This is a genomic window from Micromonospora sp. DT68, from assembly GCF_049847245.1.
In the GTDB taxonomy this organism is placed as follows: Bacteria; Actinomycetota; Actinomycetes; order Mycobacteriales; family Micromonosporaceae; genus Micromonospora; species Micromonospora profundi.
The window spans coordinates 21,273-44,714 of the sequence record NZ_JBNCNZ010000008.1 but is presented as its reverse complement, the minus strand read 5'-3'; the positions used below and the strand labels follow the sequence as shown (position 1 = coordinate 44,714).

The 23,442-nt window shown below is 71.4% G+C and carries 24 protein-coding genes; 11 read left to right on the top strand and 13 right to left on the bottom strand.

All coding sequences use genetic code 11. From position 1 onward, the window contains the following. Position 1: 1 nt before the first annotated feature. The 4 genes from ACPXB1_RS16715 to ACPXB1_RS16700 form a co-directional block, all read right to left on the bottom strand. Entirely contained in the window at positions 2-1,126 is a 1,125-nt protein-coding gene (locus ACPXB1_RS16715; protein ID WP_355593128.1) for a glycosyltransferase family 4 protein, read from the bottom strand. After that, positions 1,123-2,382, bottom strand: coding sequence for a M48 family metalloprotease (locus ACPXB1_RS16710; protein ID WP_355593130.1), 1,260 nt, complete (start codon positions 2,380-2,382; stop codon positions 1,123-1,125). The genes ACPXB1_RS16715 and ACPXB1_RS16710 overlap by 4 nt, the downstream gene beginning before the upstream one ends. A gap of 143 nt (positions 2,383-2,525) precedes the next feature. Next, positions 2,526-2,747, bottom strand: a complete 222-nt coding sequence (locus ACPXB1_RS16705; protein ID WP_355593132.1) for a hypothetical protein — start codon at positions 2,745-2,747, stop codon at positions 2,526-2,528. 201 nt (positions 2,748-2,948) lie between these two features. Next, complete coding sequence (locus ACPXB1_RS16700) at positions 2,949-4,406, bottom strand: NYN domain-containing protein (protein WP_355593134.1); 1,458 nt, start codon at positions 4,404-4,406, stop codon at positions 2,949-2,951. A 127-nt stretch (positions 4,407-4,533) separates the two neighbouring features. Between ACPXB1_RS16700 and ACPXB1_RS16695 the strand changes: the two genes are divergently transcribed. The 5 genes from ACPXB1_RS16695 (at position 4,534) to ACPXB1_RS16675 (ending at position 10,035) form a co-directional block, all read left to right on the top strand. After that, entirely contained in the window at positions 4,534-6,288 is a 1,755-nt protein-coding gene (locus ACPXB1_RS16695) for a DEDD exonuclease domain-containing protein (RefSeq protein ID WP_355593136.1), read from the top strand. A 128-nt stretch (positions 6,289-6,416) separates the two neighbouring features. Further along, positions 6,417-8,210, top strand: coding sequence for a RelA/SpoT family protein (locus tag ACPXB1_RS16690; RefSeq protein ID WP_355593221.1), 1,794 nt, complete (start codon positions 6,417-6,419; stop codon positions 8,208-8,210). A gap of 53 nt (positions 8,211-8,263) precedes the next feature. Further along, on the top strand, positions 8,264-8,806 hold the full coding sequence (locus tag ACPXB1_RS16685; RefSeq protein WP_355593138.1) for an NUDIX hydrolase: 543 nt from the start codon (positions 8,264-8,266) through the stop codon (positions 8,804-8,806). Further along, entirely contained in the window at positions 8,803-9,669 is an 867-nt protein-coding gene (locus ACPXB1_RS16680) for a nucleotidyltransferase family protein (RefSeq protein ID WP_355593140.1), read from the top strand. Before ACPXB1_RS16685 ends, ACPXB1_RS16680 begins: the two co-directional genes overlap by 4 nt. 78 nt (positions 9,670-9,747) lie before the next feature. Next, positions 9,748-10,035 carry an Lrp/AsnC family transcriptional regulator gene (locus ACPXB1_RS16675; RefSeq protein WP_355593142.1) on the top strand — a complete coding sequence of 96 codons (288 nt, stop codon included), beginning with the start codon at positions 9,748-9,750 and terminating at the stop codon, positions 10,033-10,035. 86 nt (positions 10,036-10,121) lie between these two features. Here the strand turns inward: ACPXB1_RS16675 and ACPXB1_RS16670 are convergent, their stop codons facing one another. From ACPXB1_RS16670 to ACPXB1_RS16650, 5 genes are all read right to left on the bottom strand, one after another. Further along, a complete protein-coding gene (locus ACPXB1_RS16670; RefSeq protein WP_053657976.1) occupies positions 10,122-10,811 on the bottom strand; it encodes a DUF4142 domain-containing protein in 690 nt (229 codons plus the stop codon). A 194-nt stretch (positions 10,812-11,005) separates the two neighbouring features. Beyond that, the gene (locus tag ACPXB1_RS16665) at positions 11,006-12,637 is read right to left on the bottom strand and encodes a cytochrome bc1 complex cytochrome b subunit (protein ID WP_053657974.1); all 1,632 of its coding nucleotides are present in this window, start codon (positions 12,635-12,637) and stop codon (positions 11,006-11,008) included. After that, entirely contained in the window at positions 12,634-13,722 is a 1,089-nt protein-coding gene (locus ACPXB1_RS16660; protein WP_053657972.1) for a cytochrome bc1 complex Rieske iron-sulfur subunit, read from the bottom strand. Before ACPXB1_RS16660 ends, ACPXB1_RS16665 begins: the two co-directional genes overlap by 4 nt. A 64-nt stretch (positions 13,723-13,786) precedes the next feature. After that, on the bottom strand, positions 13,787-14,623 hold the full coding sequence (locus tag ACPXB1_RS16655; protein WP_053657969.1) for a cytochrome bc1 complex diheme cytochrome c subunit: 837 nt from the start codon (positions 14,621-14,623) through the stop codon (positions 13,787-13,789). 72 nt (positions 14,624-14,695) lie between these two features. Further along, positions 14,696-15,295: an aa3-type cytochrome oxidase subunit III gene (locus ACPXB1_RS16650; RefSeq protein WP_053657968.1), complete on the bottom strand. Its 600-nt coding sequence runs from the start codon at positions 15,293-15,295 to the stop codon at positions 14,696-14,698. A gap of 108 nt (positions 15,296-15,403) precedes the next feature. Here ACPXB1_RS16650 and ACPXB1_RS16645 point away from each other — a divergent pair, with 108 nt between their 5' ends. The 4 genes from ACPXB1_RS16645 to ACPXB1_RS16630 all read left to right on the top strand — a co-directional run bounded on the left by ACPXB1_RS16645 (position 15,404) and on the right by ACPXB1_RS16630 (position 18,462). Next, entirely contained in the window at positions 15,404-16,393 is a 990-nt protein-coding gene (locus ACPXB1_RS16645) for a cytochrome c oxidase assembly protein (RefSeq protein WP_355593150.1), read from the top strand. Positions 16,394-16,579: 186 nt separating this feature from the next. Then, a complete protein-coding gene (locus ACPXB1_RS16640) occupies positions 16,580-16,975 on the top strand; it encodes a hypothetical protein (protein ID WP_355593152.1) in 396 nt (131 codons plus the stop codon). An 89-nt stretch (positions 16,976-17,064) separates the two neighbouring features. Further along, positions 17,065-18,111, top strand: a complete 1,047-nt coding sequence (gene trpD, locus ACPXB1_RS16635; protein ID WP_355593154.1) for an anthranilate phosphoribosyltransferase — start codon at positions 17,065-17,067, stop codon at positions 18,109-18,111. 141 nt (positions 18,112-18,252) lie between these two features. Beyond that, positions 18,253-18,462 (top strand): hypothetical protein, encoded by a 210-nt coding sequence (locus ACPXB1_RS16630; RefSeq protein WP_355593156.1) that lies wholly within the window; start codon positions 18,253-18,255, stop codon positions 18,460-18,462. 101 nt (positions 18,463-18,563) lie between these two features. Here the strand turns inward: ACPXB1_RS16630 and ACPXB1_RS16625 are convergent, their stop codons facing one another. Continuing rightward, on the bottom strand, positions 18,564-18,989 hold the full coding sequence (locus tag ACPXB1_RS16625) for a cytochrome c oxidase subunit 4 (RefSeq protein ID WP_355593157.1): 426 nt from the start codon (positions 18,987-18,989) through the stop codon (positions 18,564-18,566). 10 nt (positions 18,990-18,999) lie between these two features. Continuing rightward, positions 19,000-19,971, bottom strand: coding sequence for an aa3-type cytochrome oxidase subunit II (gene coxB / locus ACPXB1_RS16620; RefSeq protein ID WP_355593159.1), 972 nt, complete (start codon positions 19,969-19,971; stop codon positions 19,000-19,002). A 288-nt stretch (positions 19,972-20,259) separates the two neighbouring features. On the opposite strand from coxB, the gene ACPXB1_RS16615 reads away from it, so the two are divergent. Continuing rightward, positions 20,260-21,411 (top strand): cysteine desulfurase family protein, encoded by a 1,152-nt coding sequence (locus tag ACPXB1_RS16615; RefSeq protein WP_425735497.1) that lies wholly within the window; start codon positions 20,260-20,262, stop codon positions 21,409-21,411. Then, the gene (locus tag ACPXB1_RS16610; RefSeq protein WP_425735496.1) at positions 21,408-21,641 is read left to right on the top strand and encodes a sulfurtransferase TusA family protein; all 234 of its coding nucleotides are present in this window, start codon (positions 21,408-21,410) and stop codon (positions 21,639-21,641) included. Before ACPXB1_RS16615 ends, ACPXB1_RS16610 begins: the two co-directional genes overlap by 4 nt. 152 nt (positions 21,642-21,793) lie before the next feature. Here the strand turns inward: ACPXB1_RS16610 and ACPXB1_RS16605 are convergent, their stop codons facing one another. Both ACPXB1_RS16605 and erpA read right to left on the bottom strand, forming a co-directional pair. Further along, complete coding sequence (locus ACPXB1_RS16605) at positions 21,794-22,771, bottom strand: carbohydrate kinase family protein (RefSeq protein ID WP_425735495.1); 978 nt, start codon at positions 22,769-22,771, stop codon at positions 21,794-21,796. 188 nt (positions 22,772-22,959) lie between these two features. Further along, positions 22,960-23,328 carry an iron-sulfur cluster insertion protein ErpA gene (gene erpA / locus ACPXB1_RS16600; protein WP_355593168.1) on the bottom strand — a complete coding sequence of 123 codons (369 nt, stop codon included), beginning with the start codon at positions 23,326-23,328 and terminating at the stop codon, positions 22,960-22,962. Between the last annotated feature and the right edge of the window lie 114 nt (positions 23,329-23,442).

Here is a 23,442-nt window from a genome sequence, read left to right as displayed (position 1 = left end):
GTCAGCCGGCGAGCAGTGCCGCCATCCGCTGCGCCTGCGCCTCCCAGCGCCACTCCTGCTCCACCCAGGCCCGGCCCGTCGCACCCAACTGGCGGGCCAGATCCCGGTCGGCGAGCAGCCGGGACACCCGGTCGGCGAGCTGGGTGACGTCGCGCCCCGGGACCACGAACCCGGTCTCGCCCTCACGGACGGCGTCCGGCGCTCCCCCGGAGTCGCCGGCCACCACCGGCAGCCCCGTCGCCGACGCCTCCAGGTAGACGATGCCCAGCCCCTCCACGTCCAGGCCACGGTTGCGAGTGCGGCACGGCATCGCATAGACGTCGCCGGCCGCGTAGTGCGCAGGCAACTCGGCCGACGGCACCGAGCCGGTGAAGACCACGTCCCGCTCCACCCCGGCCTGCCGGGCCAGCTTTTCCAACGTCGCCCGGTACGGCCCGCCGCCGACGATCAGCAGCGCCGCGTCGGGCACCCGGCGGCGGATCTCCGGCAACGCCCGGATCAGCATGTCCTGCCCCTTGCGCGGCACCAGCCGGGACACACAGACCACCACCGGCCGGTCGGACAGCCCCAACCGGGCCCGGACCGGCTCACCGTCCACCGACGGGTGGTAGGTGTCCACATCCACCCCCGGCGCCAACCGGCGCAGGTCGGTCACGCCGTCGAGCACCCGGGCCAACCGGCTGCGGGTGTACTCGCCGAGGTAGGTCGTCACGTCGACACCCCTGCCGATCCGGCGCAGCGCCGGACGCGCGGCCGGCAACGCCGCCCAGCCGACCTCGTGACCGTGGGTCTGCGCCACCACCCGGCGCACCCCGGCCCGGCGACGCAGGCCCGCCGCGAGCAGCCCGAGCGGTGCCGCCGCGCCGAACCACACGGTGTCACAGTCGTACGCGCGGGCCAGCCGGGCCGCCCGGCGCGCGATCAGGGGGGTGGGCAGCAGCACCCTGGTGCGTTCCCGGATCACCTCGAACGGCTGGTCGGCGTCGAACTTCGCCGCACCCCGCCAGCTCGACGCGTACACCACCACCGAGCCGGGCGGCTGACGCACCGCAAGGTTGTGCACGAACGACTGGATCCCGCCGGGGCGCGGCGGAAAATCGTTCGTGATCAGCAGCGTGCGACTCATCGACCGGCCTCCCGGGCGTACGCGCGGGCGGCGGCCATCCGCTCCACTGTGGACGGGTGTGAGGCCGAGTAGAGATATTCCCAGCGCGGCGGGTCGGGGTCACCGAGGTTCACCGACCCGAGCCGGCGCTGCATCGACTCGAACGCCTCCGGATCACCGGTCAGCGCGAGCGCGTGCGCGTCCGCCCGTGCCTCCACCTGCCGCGACATCAGCGCCTGCGCCGGAGCGGCCACCAGACCGGCCACCGTGACCACTGCGACAAGCAACGGGAACGCGCGTGGATCGGCGACCGAGTCGACACCGGCCAGCCGCAGCAGCAGTCTCCACGAGCCGAGCAGGTAGAGCGCCACCACCGCCGCCGCGGCGCCCAGCGCACCGGTGAGCGTGCCCACCGCAACGTCGGAGTCCTTCGCGTGGCCCAACTCGTGCGCCACGACGGCCTTCACCTCGGCCGGGGGCGCCTCGCGCAGCAGCGTGTCGTAGACGACCACCCGCCGGGTCGGCCCGAGACCGGAGACGTACGCGTTCACCGCCGTGGTGCGCCGGGACGCGTCGGCGACGAGCACGTCGCGCACGGGAACCCCGTCCCTTGCCGCCATGCTCATCAGCTCGGTGCGCAGCGGCCCCTGCTCCAGCGGGGTGAACCTGTTGAACACCGGCTCCACGAGCACCGGCAGCACGAACGACAACAGCACCACCAGCAGCGCCGCGCCGGCCGCCCCGAACGCCCACCACCAGCGCGGCGCGAGCCTGATGACCGCGTAGAAGCCGAAGAGGGCGACGGCGCCGATCACCGCGCTGACGGCGTACGACTTGAGCAGGTCGACGGCCCAGCCGCTCCAGCCGTTGACGCTCAACCCGTACCGCGTCAGCACGCTCTGCCGCCAGGCGGCGAACGGGAGCATGAGCAGGTCGGCGACGAGCACCACGGCGAGCCCGCCGAGCACCGCCTGCGCGATCCAGTGCCCGCCGAACGGCCGGCCCACAAGCTCGACCAGGCGGCTGCCCAGCGGGGTCAGCCCCAGCGCGAGGGCGATCAGCAGCCCGAGGGCGAGCGCGGCGTACCCGCCGGGTCGAAGCGCGGCCTGGAACTCCCGCCCCCGGGCCACCTGCTCGGCGGGCAGGTCACGCAGCGCGGCGAGCTGGTCGGCGCGGGGTGCCGGCGGCCGGTGCCACGGGATGAGCAGCGCGGCGGTCAGCACCAGCGCCACTGTCAACCCGGCGAGCGTCAGCAGCGCCCATCCGCGCGGGGTCACGGGTGCACCGGCGCGCCGACGCCGAGCGTGCCACGGACGGCTTCGCCGTCGTCGTGTCGTACCCCGCTCATCGCGCCGCTCCTCCCGCCGTGACCGCCCATCCTATGGCCCGCGAAAAGCCCGGTCCGGGCACGGTGTCGCGCTCAGGCGACGCGCCGGGAGGCGCGGCGGCGGGCCGCGCCGGGACGCGCCGGGGCGGCCAGCACCTTCACGTCGAAGCCGGCCCGGGCGAACACCTCGATCGCCTGGACCTCGGCGGCGTCCAGGCCGGCCGCCGGGGACGCCTCGTCGAACAGGGCGGCCACCAGGCAGCCGGAACAGCCGTCACCCCGCTCCTTAGCGCACCCCTCGCAGTCGATGAGCATCACGCCTCCTGATCGGCTCGCGGCACGCGGGCGGCGGTTTGTCGTCGCCCGAGCACCGTCGGTCACATCGACGCTATCCACCGGGTACGACAGAACCGTCCGCACCGGCCGTTGCGGACGAGATCCACTCCAGATCAGCGATATCGGGGTATCCCGGCCGGTCCGACACGCCGACGACCCGACCGTGCGGGCAGGGTGACGTCAGGAACGCGCGAGGCGGCGCAGCAGCGAGTCGGCCCCCAGCGGGTACGCGCCGTGCCGGCGGACCCCGTCGGCCACCTCGCGGTCGGACGACACCACGACGACAGGCCGACCAGCCGGCTCGGCGCGGACCAACCGCCGGATCAGCTCATCGGCCGTCTCGCCCTTGCGGGAGAACAGCACCCGGACGCCACGCGGCGCCGGTGGCAGCCCGTGCATCCGCTCCGCACCGTCGAACACGACTGTGACCTCGTCGCCGGTCTGCGCGGCGATCCCACCCAGCCCGGTGATCAGGCGCTTGCGCTGCTGCTCCAGCGACATCTCGCCGAAACCGCGCTTGGTGACGTTGTAGCCGTCGACCACCAGGTGCGCCCGGGGCAGGGCGAGCAGCTGGTCCAGCCGCGCCGGATCGTCGGTGTCGCGGGCGCGCGCGGCCGGACCGGCAGGTGCGGCACCCGGCTGCTCGGCGAACGCGTCGGCGACGAAGTCGGCGGGGAGCTTGTCCACCGGGTCGAGGGCCAGCTCGCGGCGCAGCCCGACGGCGGCCTGACCGATGGTCTCCAGCAGCAGCCAGAGCCGCGCGTCGTCGACCGAACGCGCCTCCTTCGCACTGGCGCGGGCCACCCCGGCCGCCGCCTCCGCCTCGGCGAGCCGGGCACGGGCGCGGCGCAGCTCGGCGTCCACGTCGGCGCTCGCCCGCGCCGCCCGGCCACGCTCGGTGGCCAGCAGCTCGGCGGCCTTGCGCTCACGGGCCTGGGTCTCGCGCAGGGTACGCGCCAACTGGCGGGACTCCTCGCGGAGCTGACCCAGCTCCTCCCGGACGCGCGACAGCTCGTCGCGCAGCTTGTCGGCCTCGACGCGGGCCACCGCCCGGTCGTGCTCGGCGCGGGTCGCCCGCTGCTCGGCCTCGCGGACCAGCTCGGCGACGACGGCGCTGTCGGCCTCGGCGCGGACGGCCGCGCCGCTGGCGTCGATCAACTCCCGCCAGCCCCGGGGGCGACCCAGGTAGGCCAGCGCGGCCACCTCGACAGGGTCGGCGGCGGCCGGCGCGGTGCCGTCGATCACGGCCGCGCCGAGGTCGCCGGCGTCGGCCAGCACCCGGGCGGTGACCCGCTGCCGGAACAGCGGATCGGCGGCGAGCTGGGCGGCGATGGCCGGTGCGCCGAGTCGTGCCCGCCGGTTCGGAGCGAACTTGGCCACCCGGCGCAGCGGCACCGGCACCTCGTCGGCAGGCAGGGCGGGCAGCACGGCGGCGGTCAGTGCCACGATCCGCTGCCGGACAGGCTCGGGCAGCGTGGGCTCGGGTTCGATGACCACCTCACCGCCCGGAGCCGACGCGGCGTCGGCGTCGGGGTCGCGGTCGGGGTCGGCCTCGGCGTCGGCGTCGCCCACGGCACCGTCGCGCGCGACCAGATCCTCCTGCGGGAGGTGGTCGTCGTGCGGCTCGGTGAGGGGCATGTGGCAAGTCTCCCACCGTTGGTGGGCCCACCGCCCGGTGAGTGAGCCGATCTCTCATCCTAGCCCCATGGTGACGGGTGAGACCGCTGTGACGGGAGTGTCGGACCGTGGCGCTAGCGTGCCGCCGATGGCACAAGCGGAGTACGTCCAGGAGTCACTGGCCGGCCTCGACCCGGCGGTGGGCGGGGTGGACCCGGCGTTGCCCCTCTACGCGACCACCTTCGTGGTGGTCGATCTGGAGACCACCGGCGGGGCGCCCGACGGTGGCGGCATCACCGAGATCGGTGCGGTGAAGGTGCGCGGTGGCGAGCAGCTGGGCGTGCTGGCCACCCTTGTCAATCCTGGGCAGCCGATCCCGCCGTTCATCACCGTGCTGACGGGGATCACCCAGGCCATGCTGCTGCCGGCACCGCCGATCGAGGAGGTGCTGCCGAGCTTCCTGGAGTTCCTCGCCGACGCGGTGCTCGTGGCCCACAACGCCCCCTACGACGTGGGCTTCCTCAAGGCCGCCTGCGCCAAGCACGGCTACCGCTGGCCCAACCCCCGCGTGCTGGACACGGCGGCGCTGGCTCGGCGGGTGCTCACCCGCGACGAGGTGCCCAACCGCAAGCTGGGCACCCTGGCCGCCTACTTCCGCACCGCCACCCAGCCCACCCACCGCGCGCTCGACGACGCGAAGGCCACCGTCGACGTGCTGCACGGGCTGATCGGCCGGCTCGGCGGTCACCGGGTGGACACCGTCGGCGACGCCATCGAGTTCGCCCGCGCGGTCACCCCGACCCAGCGACGCAAGCGCCACCTGGCCGACGGGCTGCCCAAGGTCCCCGGCGTCTACATCTTCCGGGCCGCCGACGACCGGCCGCTCTACGTGGGCACGTCCGGCGACATCGCCACCCGGGTGCGCAGCTACTTCACCGCCGGCGAGAAGCGCGCCCGGATCTCCGAGATGCTGGCCGCGGCCGAGCGGGTCGAGGCAGTGGAGTGCTCGCACTCGCTGGAGGCCGAGGTCCGCGAGCTGCGGTTGATCGCCGCGCACGCGCCACCGTACAACCGGCGGTCGAAATACCCGGAGCGGATGGTCTGGCTCAAGCTGACCGACGGGCCGTACCCCCGGTTGTCGATCGTCCGGGATATCTCCCCCACCGACACCGCATACCTCGGGCCGTTCACCTCCCGGCGGGCCGCGGAGCTGGCCGCCGCCGGCTTCCACGACGCCGTGCCGCTGCGCCAGTGCACGCACCGGCTCTCGCTGCGCACCGTCACGCCGGCCTGCGCGCTGGCCGAGCTTGGTCGCTGCCCGGCGCCCTGCGAGCACAAGATCACCCCCGAGGAGTACGACGAGCGCGCGGCGGCACCGTTTCGCACGGCCACCGCGAGTGACCCGCAGCCGGTGGTGGACGCGCTGCTCGCCCGGATCGAGGCGCTCTCGGCTGGCCAGCGCTACGAGGAGGCCGCAGTGGTGCGGTCCCGACTTGCCGCGGTGCTGCGCGCCACAGTGCGGATGCAGCGGCTATCCGCGCTGACCGGCATCGTCGAACTGGCCGCCGCCCGCCCCGCCGCTCGGGGCGGCTGGGAGCTGGCCCTGGTCCGGCACGGCCGGCTGGCCGGCGCAGGGGTGTCCCCGCCCGGCGTCCACCCGCGACCGACGCTGACCACCATCCGGGCCACCGCCGAGACGGTGCCGGGCGGGCACGGCCCTGTGCCGTCGGCCACAGCGGAGGAGTCCGAACGCATCCTGTCCTGGTTGGAGCGACCGGAGACCCGGCTCGTCGAGATGTCCTCCGGTTGGGCCTCACCAGCCGGTGGCGCGGGCCGCTTCCGTGACCTGCTGGCGAAGGCCGAGAGCGGGGCTTCCCACCAACTCTCGACCGAACGCTCATGACCAAGTGTCCGATCGGACTACGTCGACTCGCTTAGGCTGTTAGAGAAGTGCAGTCCTGCCCGTTTCGTGGGCCTGCTCCCGCCCGCCGGGTCCGGCGGCCGCGGAGCCGGGGTGAGGAGGTGTCCCTCGTGGACGTCGACGCCGGACACGGCGCCGCCCTGGGGGGCGCCCTGCCGACCCAGTCGGGTGAGCTGCCGCTGACCCGACGACTGCGGTCGTTGCTCACCTGGCCGACCACCGACTCCGACCCGGTCACCCAGCTGGTACGCACCCACCGGAGCATTCACGCCGGCACCGACCCTGCGGTGCTGCGCCGGGCGTACACAATCGCGGAGAACATGCACCGGGGGCAGTTCCGCAAGAGCGGGGAGCCGTACATCACCCATCCGCTCGCTGTGGCGCAGATCTGCGCCGAGCTGGGCATGGACACCACGACCCTGGTGGCGGCGCTGCTGCACGACACCGTGGAGGACACCCGCTACACGCTCCAGGCGCTGTCCGAGGATTTCGGCGGCGAGGTGGCCCACCTTGTCGACGGGGTGACCAAGTTCGACAAGGCGTTCTACGGCAAGGCCGCCGAGGCCGAGACGATCCGCAAGATGATCGTCGCGGCCGCCAAGGACGTCCGGGTGCTGATCATCAAGCTGGCCGACCGGCTGCACAACATGCGCACCCTCGGTGTGCGCTCCGCGGCCTCCCGCGAACGCATCGCCCGCAAGACCCAGGAGGTGCTGGTCCCGCTCTGCGACCGGCTGGGCATCCAGAGCCTCAAGCGCGAGCTGGACGACGTGGTGCTGCTGCACCTGGAGCCGGAGGAGCACGCCCGGCTGGCCCGGCACGTGCACGACAGGCCCGGCTGGGACGCGTACCTGGATTCGGTGGTGACACGGACCCGGGTGGCGTTGCGCCGCAGCCGGGTCACCGCCGAGGTCGCCCCGAGACCCCGGCACCTCTACTCGATCTGGAAGGACACCGTTTCCGGCGGTCACACCGCCCCGTACGACCTGCCCCGCATCTCGGTGGTGGTCGACGGCCCGGCGACCGACTGTTACGCCGCCCTGGGGGCGATCCACGGCACCTGGCGACCGGTCCCCGGCCGCTTCAAGGACTTCATCGCCTCGCCGAAGAACAACCTCTACCGCTCGCTGCACACAAGTGTCTGCGGCCCGCAGAACCGCACTGTCGAGGTGCTGATCCGCACCGAGGAGATGCACCGGTCGGCCGAGTACGGCATCGCCGCCGACTTCCGCTTTCCGCGTTCGGGTCGGGGCGACGCCGCGGCCCGCGCCGAGCAGCTGGACTGGCTGCGCCGGGTGCTGGACTGGGAGCCGGACGCCGCCGACCCGGCGCAGTTCTACGAGTCGCTGCGCTGCGACCTCGCCGAGGGGCAGATCCAGGTGTTCGCCGACGGGCGTCAGGTGGTGCTGCCGGCCGGCGCCACACCTGTCGACGTGGCCTACGAGCTGGGCAACGAGCGGGGCGACCACTGCCTCGCGGCCCGGATCAACGGCCGGCTCGCGCCGTTGAGCTCGGAGCTGGACGAGGGCGACGTGGTGGAGATCTTCACCGAGAACGACGGCGACAACGGCTTCGAGGCAGGCGAGGCACGACGGGGCCCGCGCCGGGAATGGCTCGACTTCGTCAAGTCACCGCACGCGCAGATGCAGATCAACCGCTGGTTCGCCGAGCACACCGAGCCGGGCATCACGATCAGCGACAAGGTCCGCCTGGGTCGGGCCACCATCGGGCTCGCCCTGCGCCAGCACAATCGCGGCCTGGCCAGCGACCTGCCGTTGCTGCGGCTCTCCGAGGAGCTCGGCTACCCCGACCTGGAGACCCTGCTGGTAGCGGTCTTCGACCGGGTGCTCGAACCGGACACCGTGGTCCGCCAGCTCATCGACCTTGTCGATCATCGGCAGTGACCGGCACGGCCCCAGCGCATCCGAAAGGCATTCGTGACCACTAGCCTGGGGTCATGATCCCCCGTACCCGTGCCGCTGGTCGGGCCATCTTCTACCAGGCTTTCTATCGGCTGCCGTTGCCGGTTCGCCGACGCCTGGTCCGGCTGGCCGTGCCCAAGTACATCGTCGGCGCGGTCACCCTGGTCCGCGACACCGAGGCCACGGGCGCGGGCCGGTTGCTGCTGCTGCGTCAGCCGCCCGGCAAGGGCTGGTCCCTCCCAGCCGGCCTGCTCAACAAGGGTGAGCCGCCGGTGGTGGGCGCTGCCCGCGAGCTGTTCGAGGAGTCCGGCATCCGGCTTCCCCCGTCGCGGCTGCGTCCCGCCGTGCCGAACGCGATCGTGCACGCCAAGGGCTGGGTGGACATGGTCTTCGAGGCGGAGGTGCCGGCGTCGGAGACCACCCTCGCGGTCGACGGCGCGGAGGTGTTCGAGGCCGTGTGGCACCCGCTTGACGACCTGCCGAAGCTGACCTGGCCCACCGCCCGGCTGCTCGCCTACTACGACATCGGGCCGCTGGCCGGGCAGTTCCCACCGCCGATTCCCGACGACGCGCCATGACTGTGCCGGGCGGGCCGGCGGACGTCTGCGCTGTGGTGCTGGCCGCAGGCGAGGGCACCCGGCTGCGCCCGCTCACCGAGCGGGTCCCCAAGGCCCTCTGCCCGGTGGGCAACGTGTCACTGCTGGACCGCGCGTTGGCCCGGTTGGCGGGGCTCGGCCTAACCGGTCCCGACCGGGTCGCGGTGAACGCCTGCTACCTTGCCGACCAGGTGGTCGGGCACGTCGGCGACCGGGCGTACCTGTCGGTGGAGCCCGGTGACCCGCTCGGCACCGCGGGCGGGGTGGCCAACCTGCGGGACTGGATCGCCGGACGGCCCGTGCTGGTCGGCAACGCGGACGCGTACCTGGCCGACACGGCCGCTCCCCCCGGGCCCGACGTGGCCGCGATGCTGGCCGACTGGGACGGGCGCTGTGTACGCCTGCTCGGTCAGCCCGCCGCGGACCCGACGGCGCCGGGCACCTTCGCCGGACACTGCTTCACCGGCTTCTCGCTGCTGCCCTGGCGGCTGGTCCGCGACCTCCCGGTCGTCTTCTCCGACCTGGTCCGAGCCGTCTGGCGGCCGGCCGAGGCTGCCGGAGCGTTGCAGGTGGTGCCCTATCCGGGCACCTTCTACGACACCGGTACCCCCGCCGACTACCTGACGGCGAACCTGCACGCCGCCGCCGGAGGCGCCCTTGTCGACAGGTCGGCCACCGTGACCGGCCGGTGCCGGGAGTCGGTGGTTGGCCCAGGCGCGCGGGTGTACGGCGATGTGTGCCGCACTGTCGTCTGGCCGGGCGCGACTGTGCACCCGGGCGAACGACTGCACGACGCGATCCGCTCCACCGACGGCGGCACAGTGCGGGTCACCGCGCACGGCTGAGCGGCACGGGCTCCCGTCTCCATGCACGTTGCGAACATCTAGCATGGGCGACGACGCCGACGAACGGAGAAACGTGCCGTGATCACCGCCATTGTGCTGATCGACTGCGCCACCGATGCGATCCCCGAGGTGGCGGAGACCCTGGCCAACCTTTCCGGCGTCAGCGAGGTCTACTCGGTGGCCGGGCACGTCGACCTCATCGCCATCGTCCGGGTACGAGAGTTCGACCAGATCGCCCAGGTCATCGCGGGCAGCATCTCCAAGGTGCCGGGTGTGCTGAACACCGAGTCGCACATCGCGTTCCGGGCGTACTCCCAGCACGACCTGGAGCAGGCGTTCGCGATCGGCCTGGCCACCGCCGACTGATCCGTTCGACTCCGCCGCAAAGCGGGTCCAGACGCACGGCGGCCGGTCCACCCACACGGATGGACCGGCCGTCTGCTGCCGCTACGTCAGCTCACGCTCGGAGCCGGCGTTTCGGTGATGCCGCCGCCCGGAGCCGGCGACTCGGTGGTGCCGCCCGGAGCCGGGGACTCGGTGCCGGTGCCGCCCGGAGCCGGCGACTCAGTGCCGGTGCCGCCCGGGCTGGGCGTACCGCTGGCGCTGGTCTGCGGGACCGGGATGCCAAGCTGGTTGGCGAGCTGGACCAGCTCGTCGTAGTGCGCCTGCAATGTCGGCAGGGCGGTCTGGGCCAACTGGACCACCGACTGCTCGGAGCCCTGCGAGATCTCCGTCTGGGTGGCCTGGATGGCCTGGACGTGGCCGGCCAGCTCACTTGTCACCCAGAGCCTGTCGAACTCGGCGCCGCTGACGTTGTTGAGCTTGTCGATGACCTTCTGCTGGTCGGTGGTGGGTTCGTTCGGCAGTTGGACGTTGAGCTGCGACGCGGTCTGCTGGACCGTCTGGTCCAGAGACGTGTGGTCGGTCTTCAGCATCGCGCCCAGGTCCTTGACCCCCTGGTCCTGGCCCTTCTGCTCAGCCAGGTCACCGGCGGTGATTTCGAACAGGTTCACCTGGTGCAGAGCCTGCAGGTACTGGGTGTCCTGCGTTGACGGCTGTGCCGCGGCCTGCGCGGCCGCGGCTGGCGCGACACCGACAAGCACCAGCGCGGCCAACAGGCCGAGGCGTTTGATACCCAACATGCTTCCCCCCCTAGAGACGTTGGACCGCACGGATACCCGGCTCACCGGGGTTATTCCTGCGATCGCCCGTCGCGCGGGGTCGACCGGTCGCACCGTGGCCGTCCGACTCCTGGCCGGACGGTGCTGGGACGCCGGTAACGGCGTGGCGCCCGCCGGAAGTCCGGCGGGCGCCACGTCACACAGCGTTCGGGGGGTCAGCGACGGCTCTCGCCGCTGCCGATCTCCTCGCGCTCTGCTCGAGCCTCGACCGGCGGGTGCCCCGGCGAGACCGGCGCTTCGACCGGCTTCTCGATCGGGTAGAAGAAGCCCCGGATCGCCGGGCCGAGGGCACCGAGCCGGTTCATCTTCTTCGGGACCACCCAGCCGACGTACTCCAGGCCGCCGTGGCCGTCGTCGTGACCGTTCGCCGCGCTGAGCGGCTGGTGCACCTCGACGAACCGGCCGTCCGGCAGACGCCTGATGATGCCGGTCTCCACGCCGTGCGCGAGAACCTCCCGGTCGTGCTGTTGCAGACCGAGGCAGAGCCGGTAGGTGACGTAGTACGCCACCGGCGGGATCAGCAGCAGACCGATCCGGCCGGCCCACGTCATCGCGTTCAGGCTGATCTGGAACTTGTCGGCGATCACGTCGTTGGCGCCGGAGAGCGTCAGCACGATGTAGAACGACACCGCCATGGCACCGAGCGCGGTACGGGCCGGGACGTCGCGGGGCCGCTGGAGCAGGTTGTGGCTCTTGCGGTCCTTGAGGTGCCGTGCCTCCAGGAACGGGTACATCGTCGACAGGCCCACAAGGATGCCGGGTAGCACCACCGTCGGCCAGAACAGCGGCGGGATGACGTACCCGTCACCGATCGGGATGTTGATCTCCCAGGCGGGCATGAGTCGCGTCGAGCCGTCGAGGAACATGACGTACCAGTCGGGCTGGCTGGCGGCCGAGACCACCCACGCCTCGTACGGGCCGAACAGCCAGATCGGGTTGATCTGGAACAGACCGCCCAGCAGCGCCACGACACCGAAGACGACCATGAAGAAGCCGCCCTGCTTCAACGCGTAGCGCGGGAACATCCGCTCGCCGACCACGTTGTTGTTGGTCCGGCCGGGGCCGGGCCACTGGGTGTGCTTCTGCTTGAAGACCAGACCCAGGTGGACGCTGATCAGGGCGACGAGCAGACCCGGGACGAGCAGGACGTGGGCGATGAAGAACCGGCTGATGATGATCGTGCCGGGGAACTCGCCGCCGAAGACCGACGAGGTGACCCAGGAGCCGATCACCGGGATGGACAGCATGATCGCCGAGGCGATCCGCAGACCGGTGCCGGACAGGCCGTCGTCCGGGAGGGAGTAGCCGGTGAAGCCGGCCAGGAAGCCCACCCAGAACAGCAGCGAACCGATGATCCAGTTGGTCTCGCGCGGCTTGCGGAACGCGCCGGTGAAGAAGACGCGCAGCATGTGCACGACGATCGCGGCCATGAACAGCAGCGCCGACCAGTGGTGCATCTGCCGCATCACCAGGCCACCGCGGACGTCGAACGAGATGTCCAGGCTGGAGGCGTACGCGGCTGACATGGGGGTGCCCTGCAACGGGGCGTAGCTGCCGTTGTAGACCACCTCGGTCATCGCCGGCTCGTAGAAGAAGGTGAGGAACACACCTGTCAGCAGCAGCACGATGAACGAGAACAGCGCGATCTCGCCGAGCAGGAACGACCAGTGGTCCGGGAAGACCTTGTTCAGCAGCTTGCGCAGCGGGGTGGCCACCGCGAAGCGGTCGTCCACTCCCACCGCGGCCTTGCCCGGCGTCGCCTTCAGGTCAAGCTTTCGACGCTTCATGGCCGCTCCCAGAAGTCAGGCCCGACGGTCTCGGTGAAGTCGGACTTCGCCACGAAGAAACCTTCGGAGTCCACCTCGATCGGCAGCTGCGGCAGCCGCCGGCTGGCAGGGCCGAAGACGGGCTTGGCGTTGTCGGTGATCAGGAACTGGGACTGGTGGCACGGGCAGAGCAGCCGGTTGGTCTGCTGCTCGTACAGGCTGGCGGGGCAGCCGGCGTGCGTGCAGATCTTGGAGAACGCCGCGTAGTTGCCCCACATGTAGTCGCCGTGGCCGATCTTCTCGTTGGCCCGGCGGGACTCCTGCGCGTCGGAGTCGCGCAGGTGGATCAGCAACGTCGGCGAGTCGGCGTGCAGGTTGCTCACGCCGTGGTCGATGCCCGGGAAGACGGTGAGCTGGCCGCCGGCGCTGACGTCCGCCGGGCGGATCGGGCGGCCGTCCTCGCGGACGAGGCGGATCAGCTGCCCACCCTCGGCGGGAGAGAAGCCGGTGCGGAACATCTGGTTGTTCTTGTGCGGGTTGGAGATCAACCCACCGACCAGCGGCGCGGCAGCGACCGCGGCCACCGGCGCGAGACCGGCCAGCAGCGAGATGCCGAGCAGCGGACGACGCTTCACACCCAGCTCGTCAGCCATGTAGAGCATGGTCTGGCCGGTGATGGTGCGGCCTTCCTCGTCTACCTGGCCCTCGTGCCGGTCCTGGATCGACACCTCCTTGGGCAGCAACTTCTTGCCCCAGGTCAGGATGCCGAAGCCGACGGCGAGCAGCGCCACGCCGAGGGTGAGGCCGAGCAGCGGGGTGTAGAGCTTGTCGCCACCCCGGCCCGGCTCGTACTGCCACGGCCACCAGATGTAGACGACAAGGAACGCGGTGGCTGCCAGGCCGGTGATCAGGAAGAGCGCGGCGACCACACGGGTCAGCCGACGCTCGGCCTTGGTGCCGGGCTGCACCTGCGGCTCGTAGTGGACGATCTCGATGTCGTCCCGACGGGCGCCCTCGCGGACGATGTCGAACCGGGTCAGCGTGGGGTCGTTCACGTCGAGCGGCTCCCGGCCCTGCGGGGCCTGGTGCTCGGTGTGGGTGCTCATGCCGTCACCTCGCTAGGGGTGGCGCCGAGCGGCACCACGGCACTGAATCTGATGATCCGCTCGGTCACGACTTGCCCGCAATCCACAGGCTGGCGAAGACGAGCGCCACGATGCCAACCAGGAAGATCACCACACCCTCGGTGGACGGCCCGTACCGACCGAGGTTGAACCCGCCCGGGTCCTGGTCGTGCTTCAGCGTCTCCTGGATGTAGGCGATGATGTCGGCCTTCTGCTCCGGTCGGAGCTGGTTGTCACCGAACACCGGCATGTTCTGCGGCCCGCTCAGCATTGCCGCGTAGATCTGCCGGTCGGTCGCCGGGTGCAGGCTCGGGGCGAACTTGCCCGAGGAGAGCGCGCCACCACCGCCACCGAAGGCGTGGCACTGCGAGCAGTTGATCCGGAACAGCTCACCGCCGGAGGCGACGTTGGCGCCCTCGCGCAGGATGTCACCCTCCGGGACGACCGGACCGCCGCCGAGCTCCTGGATGTACTGGGCGAGCTGACGGGTCTGCTCGTCGGTGAAGAGCGGGGGCTTGCGGTGCGCCTGGGCTTCCTGCCGGGCCATCGGCATCCGGCCGGAGCTGACCTGGAACTCGACCGAGGCGGCGCCGACGCCGACCAGGCTCGGTCCGCGGCCCTCGACGCCCTGGGCGTTGCGTCCGTGGCAGGTCACACAGCTCACGTCGAACAGCGCCTTGCCCTCGGCTGCGGCGCCGGTCATCGGCGGGTTGTCCTGCGCCTGCGCACCGGGGGCGAAGACGGTGTAGGCACCGCCGGCGAGCATCAGCGCGGCGATCAGCCGGACCGCGGCGCCCAGCCGGCGGCGGCCCCTGCTGCGCGCGGCGGGCCGCTCGCGCAACCGCGCGAGCAGGCCGCGTCGGCGGTCGTTGTCAGAAGTCATGAGCTGTGTCCTTAACCGGTTGGACCTTGTCTCAGGGGACGAAGCAGCGGCGCGGTTCGTGACGCGCCAAGATCACTGAAGCCAGTAGATCATGGCGTACAGCCCGATCCACACGACGTCGACGAAGTGCCAGTAGTACGACACGACGATCGCCGAGGTCGCCTGCGCCGGGGTGAACCGTCCCATGGTCGTTCGGACCATGAAGATGATGAAGGCGACCAGACCGCCGGCCACGTGCAGGCCGTGGAAGCCGGTCGTCAGGTAGAACATCGATCCGTACCCGTCGGCGTTGATCTTGATGCCCTCGTGGACCAACTCGCGGTACTCGTTCAGCTGACCGAGCACGAAGATGAGGCCCATAACGAAGGTGACGGTGAACCAACGCCGAAGCGCGTGCACGTCGCCCTTCTCCGCCGCGAAGACGCCGAGCTGGCACGTCACCGACGAGAGGACCAGGATCACCGTGAAGGTGGTCGCGTACGGGATGTTCAGCACCTCGGTGTGCTTCTCCCACTGCTCCGGCGCAGCCGCGCGGATGGAGAAGTACATCGCGAAGAGCGCCGCGAAGAACATGAGTTCGCTGGAGAGCCACACGATCGTCCCGACGCTGACCATGTTGGGTCGCGTCAGAGAGTGGATCCGGCTCTTGTCAATGGCTGGGGCCGCAGTCACGCCGTCATTATTGCCCCTGACCGGGGCCGGCGATCAGCGGGGTGGCAAACCCACACCATCCGTGGGCCGGACGTCAGGGTCCGGTTCGCCTGGCCTAGCCTGAAAAGCGTGCTGCACGTCGATCCGATCCTCGCCGCCACCTCGGCTGTCCCGGCCGTTGTGCTCGCCGCCACCCCGGCGGGCACGTCCACCCTGGCCGTCAGCGCCGAGGCGACCCCGCCACCGTTCACCGTCGGCGCGGTCCTGACCGAGACCCGGCTGGACAGCTGGCTGGCCCTCGGCCTGGTGCTCGCCGCAGGTCTCTACCTCTACGGCGTGCACCGGTTGCGCGTGCGCGGCGACCGCTGGCCGGTCGCGCGTACCGCGCTCTTCCTCGGCCCCGGCCTGGGCGGCATCGCGCTGGTCACGGTCAGTGGGCTGCACGCGTACGACACCGCGCTGCTGTCGGTGCACATGGTCCAGCACATGGTGCTGTCCATGGTGTCGCCGATCTTCCTCGCGCTTGGCGCGCCCATGACGCTGGCCCTGCGAACCCTGCCGGTCGGGCCACGCAAACGCCTCCTGGCGATCGTGCACAGCCGTGTGGCCCGCGTCTACAGCTTCCCGCTCGTGGCGTTCGCCATCTTCGTTGTCAACCCGTTCGTGTTGTACTTCAGCGACCTGTACCGCTACACGCTTGAGCACGCCTGGGCGCACGAGCTGGTGCACGCGCACTTCATCATGACCGGCTGCGTCTTCTTCTGGCCGCTGCTCGGGCTCGACCCGCTGCCCGGCCGCTGGCCGTACCCGGCCCGCGCGCTGCTGATGCTGCTCTCCGTGCCGTTCCACACAGTGCTCGGGCTCACGATCATGCAGAGCAGCACGCTCTTCGGCGGCGACTGGTACCCGTCGCTCAACCTCGACTGGGCCGACCCCAAGGCCGACCAGGTGCTCGCCGGAGGCATCCTCTGGGCGGGTGGCGAATTCGTGAGCGTGACGATGATCGCGGTGCTTGTCGTGCAGTGGGTCAAGCAGTCCGAGCGGGAGGCCCGCCGGCTCGACCGCGAGCTGGACCGCCAGGAGGCACGCGAACGCGCCGCGGGCGCCGCGGCCCCCTGAGCTGCGACGACGGTACGCGGAGCCGACGGCGGCAGGCGGCGTGTCGGCTACGTCACGCCGCCCGGTACGATCGGCGCAGTTTTCGAGGTGGAAGCAGAGTGCCGGCATGAGTGAGCACCGCGAACGAATCATCGGGCTCAGCGCGATGGTTCCTCATGACGGCACGGAGCGAAGCGGAGTGCCGGCATGAGCGATCGACTTTGTACCGTCCTGCTCTACAGCGACGACCCGCAGGTCCGTGACCGGATGCGGCTCGCCGTCGGCACCCGGCCCGCGCCCGGGTTGCAGGTCGAGTTCGTGGACGCGTCGACCTACGCCGAGACGATCCGCCTGGTCGACGACTATGAGATCGACCTCATGCTGCTCGACGGTGAGGCCAACCCGGGCGGCGGCATCGGCATCGCCCGGCAGATCAAGGACGACCGGGAGGACTCTCCCCCGGTCTGCCTGGTGATCGCCCGCGCCGCCGACCGATGGCTCGCCGCGTACGCCGAGGTCGAGGGGACGCTCGTGCACCCACTCGACCCGGTGACCACCGGCAACACGGTGGCCGAGCTGCTGCGGACGCACGCACCCGCCTGACGTCCCCCGCTCTCCGGCACCGACGCGGCGCCGGGGTGACCGGCGCCGGTTCCAGCCCACCCGCACTTCGCACGCTCGGGAGGCCCGCCATGGGCGATCGGACCTGGCCGCACCTGCTCACCTCGCTGCTGCGCGGCGAGGAGCTGTCCACCGCCGACACGGCCTGGGCGATGGGCGAGATCATGGCCGGCTCGGCGGGTGCCGCGCAGGTGGCCGGCTTCGCCGTGGCGCTGCGGGCCAAGGGCGAGACCTCGGCCGAGCTCGCCGGTCTGGTGGAGACGATGCTCGGCCGGGCGGTGCCTGTCGAGCTTCCCGACGAGCTGCGCTCGACCGCCCTGGACGTGGTCGGCACCGGCGGTGATCTTGCGCACACGGTGAACATCTCCACCATGGCCGCGCTGGTGGTGGCCGGTGCGGGCGTACGCGTGGTCAAGCACGGCAACCGGGCCGCGTCCTCCTCCTGCGGCACCGCCGACCTGCTGGAGTTCCTCGGCATCCCGCTGGATCTCGACCCGGACGCCATCGTGCGTTGTGTCACCGAGGCCGGCATCGGGTTCTGCTTCGCTGCGCGGTTCCACCCCGGGATGCGGCACACCGGGCCGGTCCGTCGGGAGCTGGGCGTCCCCACAGTCTTCAACTTCCTCGGCCCGTTGACCAACCCGGCCCGGCCCCGTGCCGGTGCCGTCGGGTGCTTCGACGCGCGCATGGCGCCGGTGATGGCCGGCGTGTTCGCCGCTCGTGGCGACTCGGTGCTGGTGATGCGCGGCGAGGACGGGCTCGATGAATTCACCACCGCCGCGCCGACCCGCGTCTGGGCAGCTCAGGGCGGCACCGTACGGGAGGCGCTGCTGGACGCCACGGACCTGGGGGTACCCCGGTCCACCCTCGGTGACCTGCGGGGCGGTGACGCCGCGTACAACGCCGGCGTGGCCCGTCGCCTCCTGGCCGGCGAGACCGGTCCGGTACGCGACGCGGTGCTTGTCAACGCGGCGGCGGCGCTCGCCACACAGGGTCCTCTGGACGGCGATCTGACCGAGGCCCTGCGCGCCGGACTGGACCGCGCCGCCAAGTCGATCGACTCGGGTGCGGCGGCCGCCACCCTCGACCGGTGGATCGAGGTCGCCACCGCCGGCTGACCGGTCCCCCGCGTGCTGGTCGCCCCCGGTCCGCGCAGGAATGTCGGACCGAGGTGGGAAACTACAGGTGAGTAGTTCTGCACCGCTGCCGGGTGCCACGTGTCACGCCGGAGCGGGTCGCCTGGAGTGAAGGAGACGCCCGTGTCGCACCGCGAGCTCTACTGCGACGTCTGCGTGGGCGTGGCACTGTTCGAGGCACCGCCCTGCGTCGACAGCCACGGCACCGACTGTCCCGAGCTGGTCTGCACCGACTGCGGAGCCGCCGTGGTGATCGCCACGTTCACCGCGCCGGTCACACGGCTGGCCGACCGTCGGCACCGCCGGCAGCCCACGCGCCAGCACGCCGCCTGACCCGCAGCCGGGTCGACCGCACGCACGACGAAGGCCCGCTCCCTGTTCGGGGAGCGGGCCTTCGTCGTGGTACGCGTCGGCCGCGAGCGCGACCGGGTGGATCAGTGCTCCGCGGTACGCCGGGTGCCGGTGTAGTACTCGAACAGCAGCCCGCAGACGGCGAAGACGACCGACAGCATTCCCACACCGATCAGCCAGTACTGCCAGAACACCAGGCCCAGCGCGGCGATCGAGGCGGCCATCGCCAGGCCGAACGGCCAGTAGCTGCCCGGGCTGAAGAAGCCCACCTCACCGGCGCCGTCGGCGATCTCGGCGTCCGGGCGGTCCTCCGGGCGCAGGTCGATACGGCGGGAGACGAACCAGAAGAACCCACCGCACATCGTGCAGAGCAGGAACGACAGCAGCAGGGCAACCGTGCCCACCCACTCGATGCCGCCGGCCTCACCGTTGGTCCAGGCGCCGTAGAGGACGGTGGCCCCGAGGAGGAAGCCGGCGATGATCAGGAAGATTCGCCACTCGGTCTTCATGCGGCTGCCCTCAGCTTCCCGGGAAGGCCGGAGCGTCGTCCGGGTTGAAGTTGCTCTGCGTCCGCCGGGTGTCGAACGGTCGCGTGGTCTCCGCGTACGGCTCTTCACCGATCTCGGACAGCGCATCCTGGGTGGACTTGCCGGCCTGCTTGGCCGCCAGGAACTGCTCGTACTTCTCCGGCGAGACCACACGCAGCTCGAAGTTCATGAACGCGTGGTAGCTCCCGCACAGCTCGGCGCAGCGGCCGACGTACGCGCCCTCGGCGTCCAGGCTGGAAACCTCGAACACGTTGCGGACGTTGCCCGGGAAGACGTCCCGCTTGAACAGCAGCTCCGGCACCCAGAAGGAGTGGATGACGTCGCGGCTGGTCTCCTCGAACCGGATGGACCGGTTGGTCGGCAGCACGAGCACCGGGATGACGTCACTGGTGCCGAGCGTCGACGCCGTGGTGCGGGCGTCCGGGCCCTGCCCGTCGCGGTAGTTGAACTGCCAGTTCCACTTGAACGCGACGACCTCGACCGTGACGTCCGGGTTCTTCGACAGCTTGTCCACGTCGGTCTGCACGATCGCCGTGTAGTAGAAGAGCACGGAGACGATCAGGATCGGCGCGATGGTGTAGAGGAACTCCATCGGCAGGTTGTAGCGGGTCTGCACAGGCAGCGCGTTGCCGCGCTTGCGGTAGCGCACCACGCACCAGAAGATCAGGCCCCACACGAAGACACCGACCGCGAGCGCGGCGATGCAGGAGGCGATCCACAGGTCGTACATCCGCCGCGACTCCGGCGTGATGCCGCCCTGCGGCCAACCGAAGCCGCCGAACGTCCGGCCCACGTCACAGCCCGTGAGCAGGACCAGCAGCGCCACGCCACCGAGACCGAGCCCGGCCAACCGACCGGCACCACGTCCCCGGCGTCCACCTGCTCCTGGGGAAGCGCTGTGCCGTACGGCCGTCGGCCGTACCTCCGAACTCCTTGCGACCACCTGGTCCTGCCTCCCTAGCGCGCCGCGGTGCGTCTTTCCTCAGCACCGACGGCAAAGGCGTCACCGACGGTCGCAGATTACTCGACCATGACGAGCTGGGCCGTGGTGGGGTCACTCTCCGCCCCCATCGGGGGGATCCTGCGCATACCGCCGCGATAGCGTTTGCGACTGTGAGCGCGAGGAGTGAGCCGGGGTTGCGAGCCCCGCAGTCGCGAACAAAGGCAGCCCCGTGAGCGCGAGGAGTGAGCCGGGGTTGCGAGCCCCGCAGTCGCGAACAAAGGTGCACCCGTGAGCCCATCCCCTGTCTATCTGGACGCGGCGACCGCCGCGCCGCTGCATCCGGTCGCCCGGCAGGCGTTGCTGGCGGCCCTGGAGGACGGGTGGGCCGACCCGGGCAAGCTCTACGCCCAGGCCCGCCGCGCCCGGCAGCTGCTCGACGCCGCCCGGGAGGCCACCGCGCAGACGCTCGGCGTCCGCGCCGACGAGATCTCTTTCACGTCAAGCGGTACGACGGCGGCGCACGCGGCTGTCCTCGGCGGCCTGGCCGGGCGGCGTCGGTCCGGGTCGGCGTTCGTGCACTCGGCGATCGAGCACTCCGCCGTCCTGCACGCGGCCGAGCGGCACCAGGCGGCGGGCGGGACGGCAGTTGCGGTGCCCGTCGACAGGCAGGGCCGGCTGGACCTGGCGGCATGGTCGGACGCCGTCCGGGTTCCCGGTGTCGCGCTGGCCGCGCTGATCAGCGCGAGCCATGAGGTGGGCACTGTGCAGCCGGTCGCCGAGGCCGCCGCCGCGTGCGCCGACGTCGGTGTTCCGTTGTACGTCGACGCGGCGCAGTCCATCGGCCGGGTGCCGGTGCCGGCGGGCTGGTCGGTGCTCACCGGCAGCGCGCACAAGTGGGGTGGCCCGCCGGGGGTGGGGGTGCTGGCGGTGCGTAAGGGCACCCGCTGGGAGTCGCCGTGGCCTGCCGACGAGCGGGAGGGCGGGCGTACCCCTGGGGCGTTGAACCTGCCCGCGGTGGTGGCGGCGGCGGCGAGCCTGCGCGCGGCGGCGGCCGACGCGGCGACCGAGCAGGCCCGGGTGGCGCCGCTCGTGGACCGGATCCGGGCGCGGGTGTCGGCGGAGGTGCCCGACGTGGAGGTGGTCGGTGATCCGGTGCTGCGGCTACCGCATCTGGTGACGTTCTCCTGCCTGTACGTCGACGGCGAGACGCTGCTGCACGCGCTGGACCGGCGGGGCTTCGCTGTGTCGTCCGGCTCGTCCTGCACGTCGTCCACGCTGCGGCCGTCGCACGTACTGGAGGCGATGGGCGTGCTGTCGCACGGCAACGTGCGGGTGAGCCTGCACCGGGAGACGACCGGGGCGGACGTCGAGCGGTTCCTCGCCGAGCTGCCCGGGATCGTCGCCGGGCTGCGCGCCGAGGCGGGGGTGGTGGGGCTGTGACGATGCCCAACGAGGTACTCGACTGCCGGGGCCAGCGCTGCCCGCTGCCGGTGATCGCGGCGGCCCGCCGGATGCCCGAGGTGCCGGTGGGCACCGTGGTACGGGTGCTCGCCGACGACCCGGCAGCGGCGGTGGACATCCCCGCCTGGTGCCGCATGCGCGGCCAGGATTTCCTCGGCACCATCCCCGGCCCCGAAGGCCCCGCCTACGACATCCGCCGCACCCACTGACCCACCCACACCCCCACGCCCTCGCCCTCGCCCTCGCCCTCGCCCTCGCGCGCCCGCGATCTTGCAGTTGCTGCCTCGGCAAAAAGGGCATAAGACGCGCAGGGGCGTCACAAAGTGCAAGATCGCGAGGGCGAGCGGGGTGAGGGCGGGGGTTAGGGCAGGAGGTGAGGGCGGACTTCTTCGGCCGCGGTGTCGCCGTAGGACTCGGCGAGGCGCTTGACGAAGAGGTCGCGGCGGACCTCGTACTCCTGGGTGCCGACGGTCTCCAGGACCAGCGTGGCGAGCAGCGAGCCGACCTGGGCTGCCCGCTCCAGGCCAAGGCCCCAGGACAGCGCGGTGAAGAAGCCGGCGCGGAAGCCGTCGCCCACCCCTGTCGGGTCGACAGCGCGGATCTCCCGGGCGATCGGCACGTGGATCGGGTCGATGCCCCGCCCGGCGATCTCCACGCCGTGCTTGCCAAGCGTGGTGACCCGCACCTTGACCAGGTCGAGCAGCTGGTCGTCGCTCAGCTTCGCCTTGCTCTGCAGCAGCGACTTCTCGTAGTCGTTGGTCATCAGGTACTCGGCGCCTTCGATCAGCGCCACCACGTCCTCGCCCGGCATCCGGGCGAGCTGCTGCGAGGGGTCGGCGGCGAACGCGTACCCGCGGGTGCGGCACTCTGCCGAGTGGCGCAGCATCGCCTCGGGATCGTTGGCGCTGACAAGCACCAGGTCCAGGCCACCGAGCCGGTCGGCGACCGGGGCCAGCTCGATGTTGCGTGCCTCGCTCATCGCACCTGCGTAGAACGAGGCGATCTGGCACATGTCGGTGTCGGTGGTGCAGACGAAGCGGGCGGTGTGCGCCACCTCGCTGATGTGCACCGAGTCGCAGTCCACACCGTGCCGTTCCAGCCAGGAGCGGTAGTCGGCGAAGTCGGCGCCCACCGCGCCCAGCAGCACCGGGCGCAGCCCGAGCTGCGCCATGCCGAAGGAGATGTTCGCCGCCACACCGCCACGGCGGAGCACGAGGTCGTCCACCAGGAAGGAGAGGGAAACCTTGTGCAGCTGATCGGCGATGAGCTGGTCGGCGAAGCGACCGGGAAAGCTCATCAGGTGATCGGTGGCGATCGAGCCGGTCACGGCGATCTTCATGTCAACCCTCGGGGTCGGGAGCAGGGCGCGGTCAGCCTACCGGCCCGGTAACCGCGTGGTGTCTGGTCGGTCGGACAACGGCAACCCGCCGGTAACCGGCGCTACGGGACCGCTCCCACCGTTCCTCGACACGGCGACGGGGCCGCCCCGGAGGACGGCCCCGTCGTCGTGCTGGTGTGTGGCGCGACTCAGTTGAACGAGTCGCCGCAGGCGCAGGAGTTGCCCGCGTTCGGGTTGTCGATGGTGAAGCCCTGTGCGTCGATCCGGTCGGCGAAGTCGATCGTCGCGCCGGCCAGGTAGGGGCTGCTCATCCGGTCGACAACGACCTCGACGCCACCGAAGTCGGTGACGACGTCGCCGTCGAGCGAACGCTCGTCGAAGAAGAGCTGGTACCGCAGGCCGGAGCAGCCACCCGGCTGCACCGCGACGCGGAGCCGCAGGTCATCGCGGCCCTCCTGCTCGATCAGGGCCTTGACCTTCTGCGCCGCGACGTCGGTGAGGACGACGGAAGTAGGGGCCTGGGCCTCGGTCGACTCGGTCTGCGCTGGCGTGGTCACGTGGAAGTCTCCCTGCGCGGTTTAGGTCCGGACGCACTGGCCAACATCACGCGTCGTCCAGTGATTCCCGGTTGTGGTCCAGTTCCGATCGTACGCCGCCTCGGCCGGACCCAC

Excerpts from the sequence above, each read along its gene's own strand:
- ACPXB1_RS16680 (WP_355593140.1), top strand. The coding sequence starts at position 8,803 with ATGACTGTGCCGGGCGGGCCGGCGGACGTCTGCGCTGTGGTGCTGGCC.
- ACPXB1_RS16695 (WP_355593136.1), top strand. The coding sequence starts at position 4,534 with ATGGCACAAGCGGAGTACGTCCAGGAGTCACTGGCCGGCCTCGACCCG.
- ACPXB1_RS16715 (WP_355593128.1), bottom strand. The coding sequence starts at position 1,126 with ATGAGTCGCACGCTGCTGATCACGAACGATTTTCCGCCGCGCCCCGGC.
- ACPXB1_RS16670 (WP_053657976.1), bottom strand. The coding sequence starts at position 10,811 with ATGTTGGGTATCAAACGCCTCGGCCTGTTGGCCGCGCTGGTGCTTGTC.
- ACPXB1_RS16640 (WP_355593152.1), top strand. The coding sequence starts at position 16,580 with ATGAGCGATCGACTTTGTACCGTCCTGCTCTACAGCGACGACCCGCAG.
- ACPXB1_RS16655 (WP_053657969.1), bottom strand. The coding sequence starts at position 14,623 with ATGACTTCTGACAACGACCGCCGACGCGGCCTGCTCGCGCGGTTGCGC.
- ACPXB1_RS16665 (WP_053657974.1), bottom strand. The coding sequence starts at position 12,637 with ATGAAGCGTCGAAAGCTTGACCTGAAGGCGACGCCGGGCAAGGCCGCG.
- ACPXB1_RS16705 (WP_355593132.1), bottom strand. The coding sequence starts at position 2,747 with ATGCTCATCGACTGCGAGGGGTGCGCTAAGGAGCGGGGTGACGGCTGT.
- ACPXB1_RS16605 (WP_425735495.1), bottom strand. The coding sequence starts at position 22,771 with ATGAAGATCGCCGTGACCGGCTCGATCGCCACCGATCACCTGATGAGC.
- ACPXB1_RS16700 (WP_355593134.1), bottom strand. The coding sequence starts at position 4,406 with ATGCCCCTCACCGAGCCGCACGACGACCACCTCCCGCAGGAGGATCTG.
- ACPXB1_RS16625 (WP_355593157.1), bottom strand. The coding sequence starts at position 18,989 with ATGAAGACCGAGTGGCGAATCTTCCTGATCATCGCCGGCTTCCTCCTC.
- ACPXB1_RS16685 (WP_355593138.1), top strand. The coding sequence starts at position 8,264 with ATGATCCCCCGTACCCGTGCCGCTGGTCGGGCCATCTTCTACCAGGCT.
- trpD (WP_355593154.1), top strand. The coding sequence starts at position 17,065 with ATGGGCGATCGGACCTGGCCGCACCTGCTCACCTCGCTGCTGCGCGGC.
- ACPXB1_RS16660 (WP_053657972.1), bottom strand. The coding sequence starts at position 13,722 with ATGAGCACCCACACCGAGCACCAGGCCCCGCAGGGCCGGGAGCCGCTC.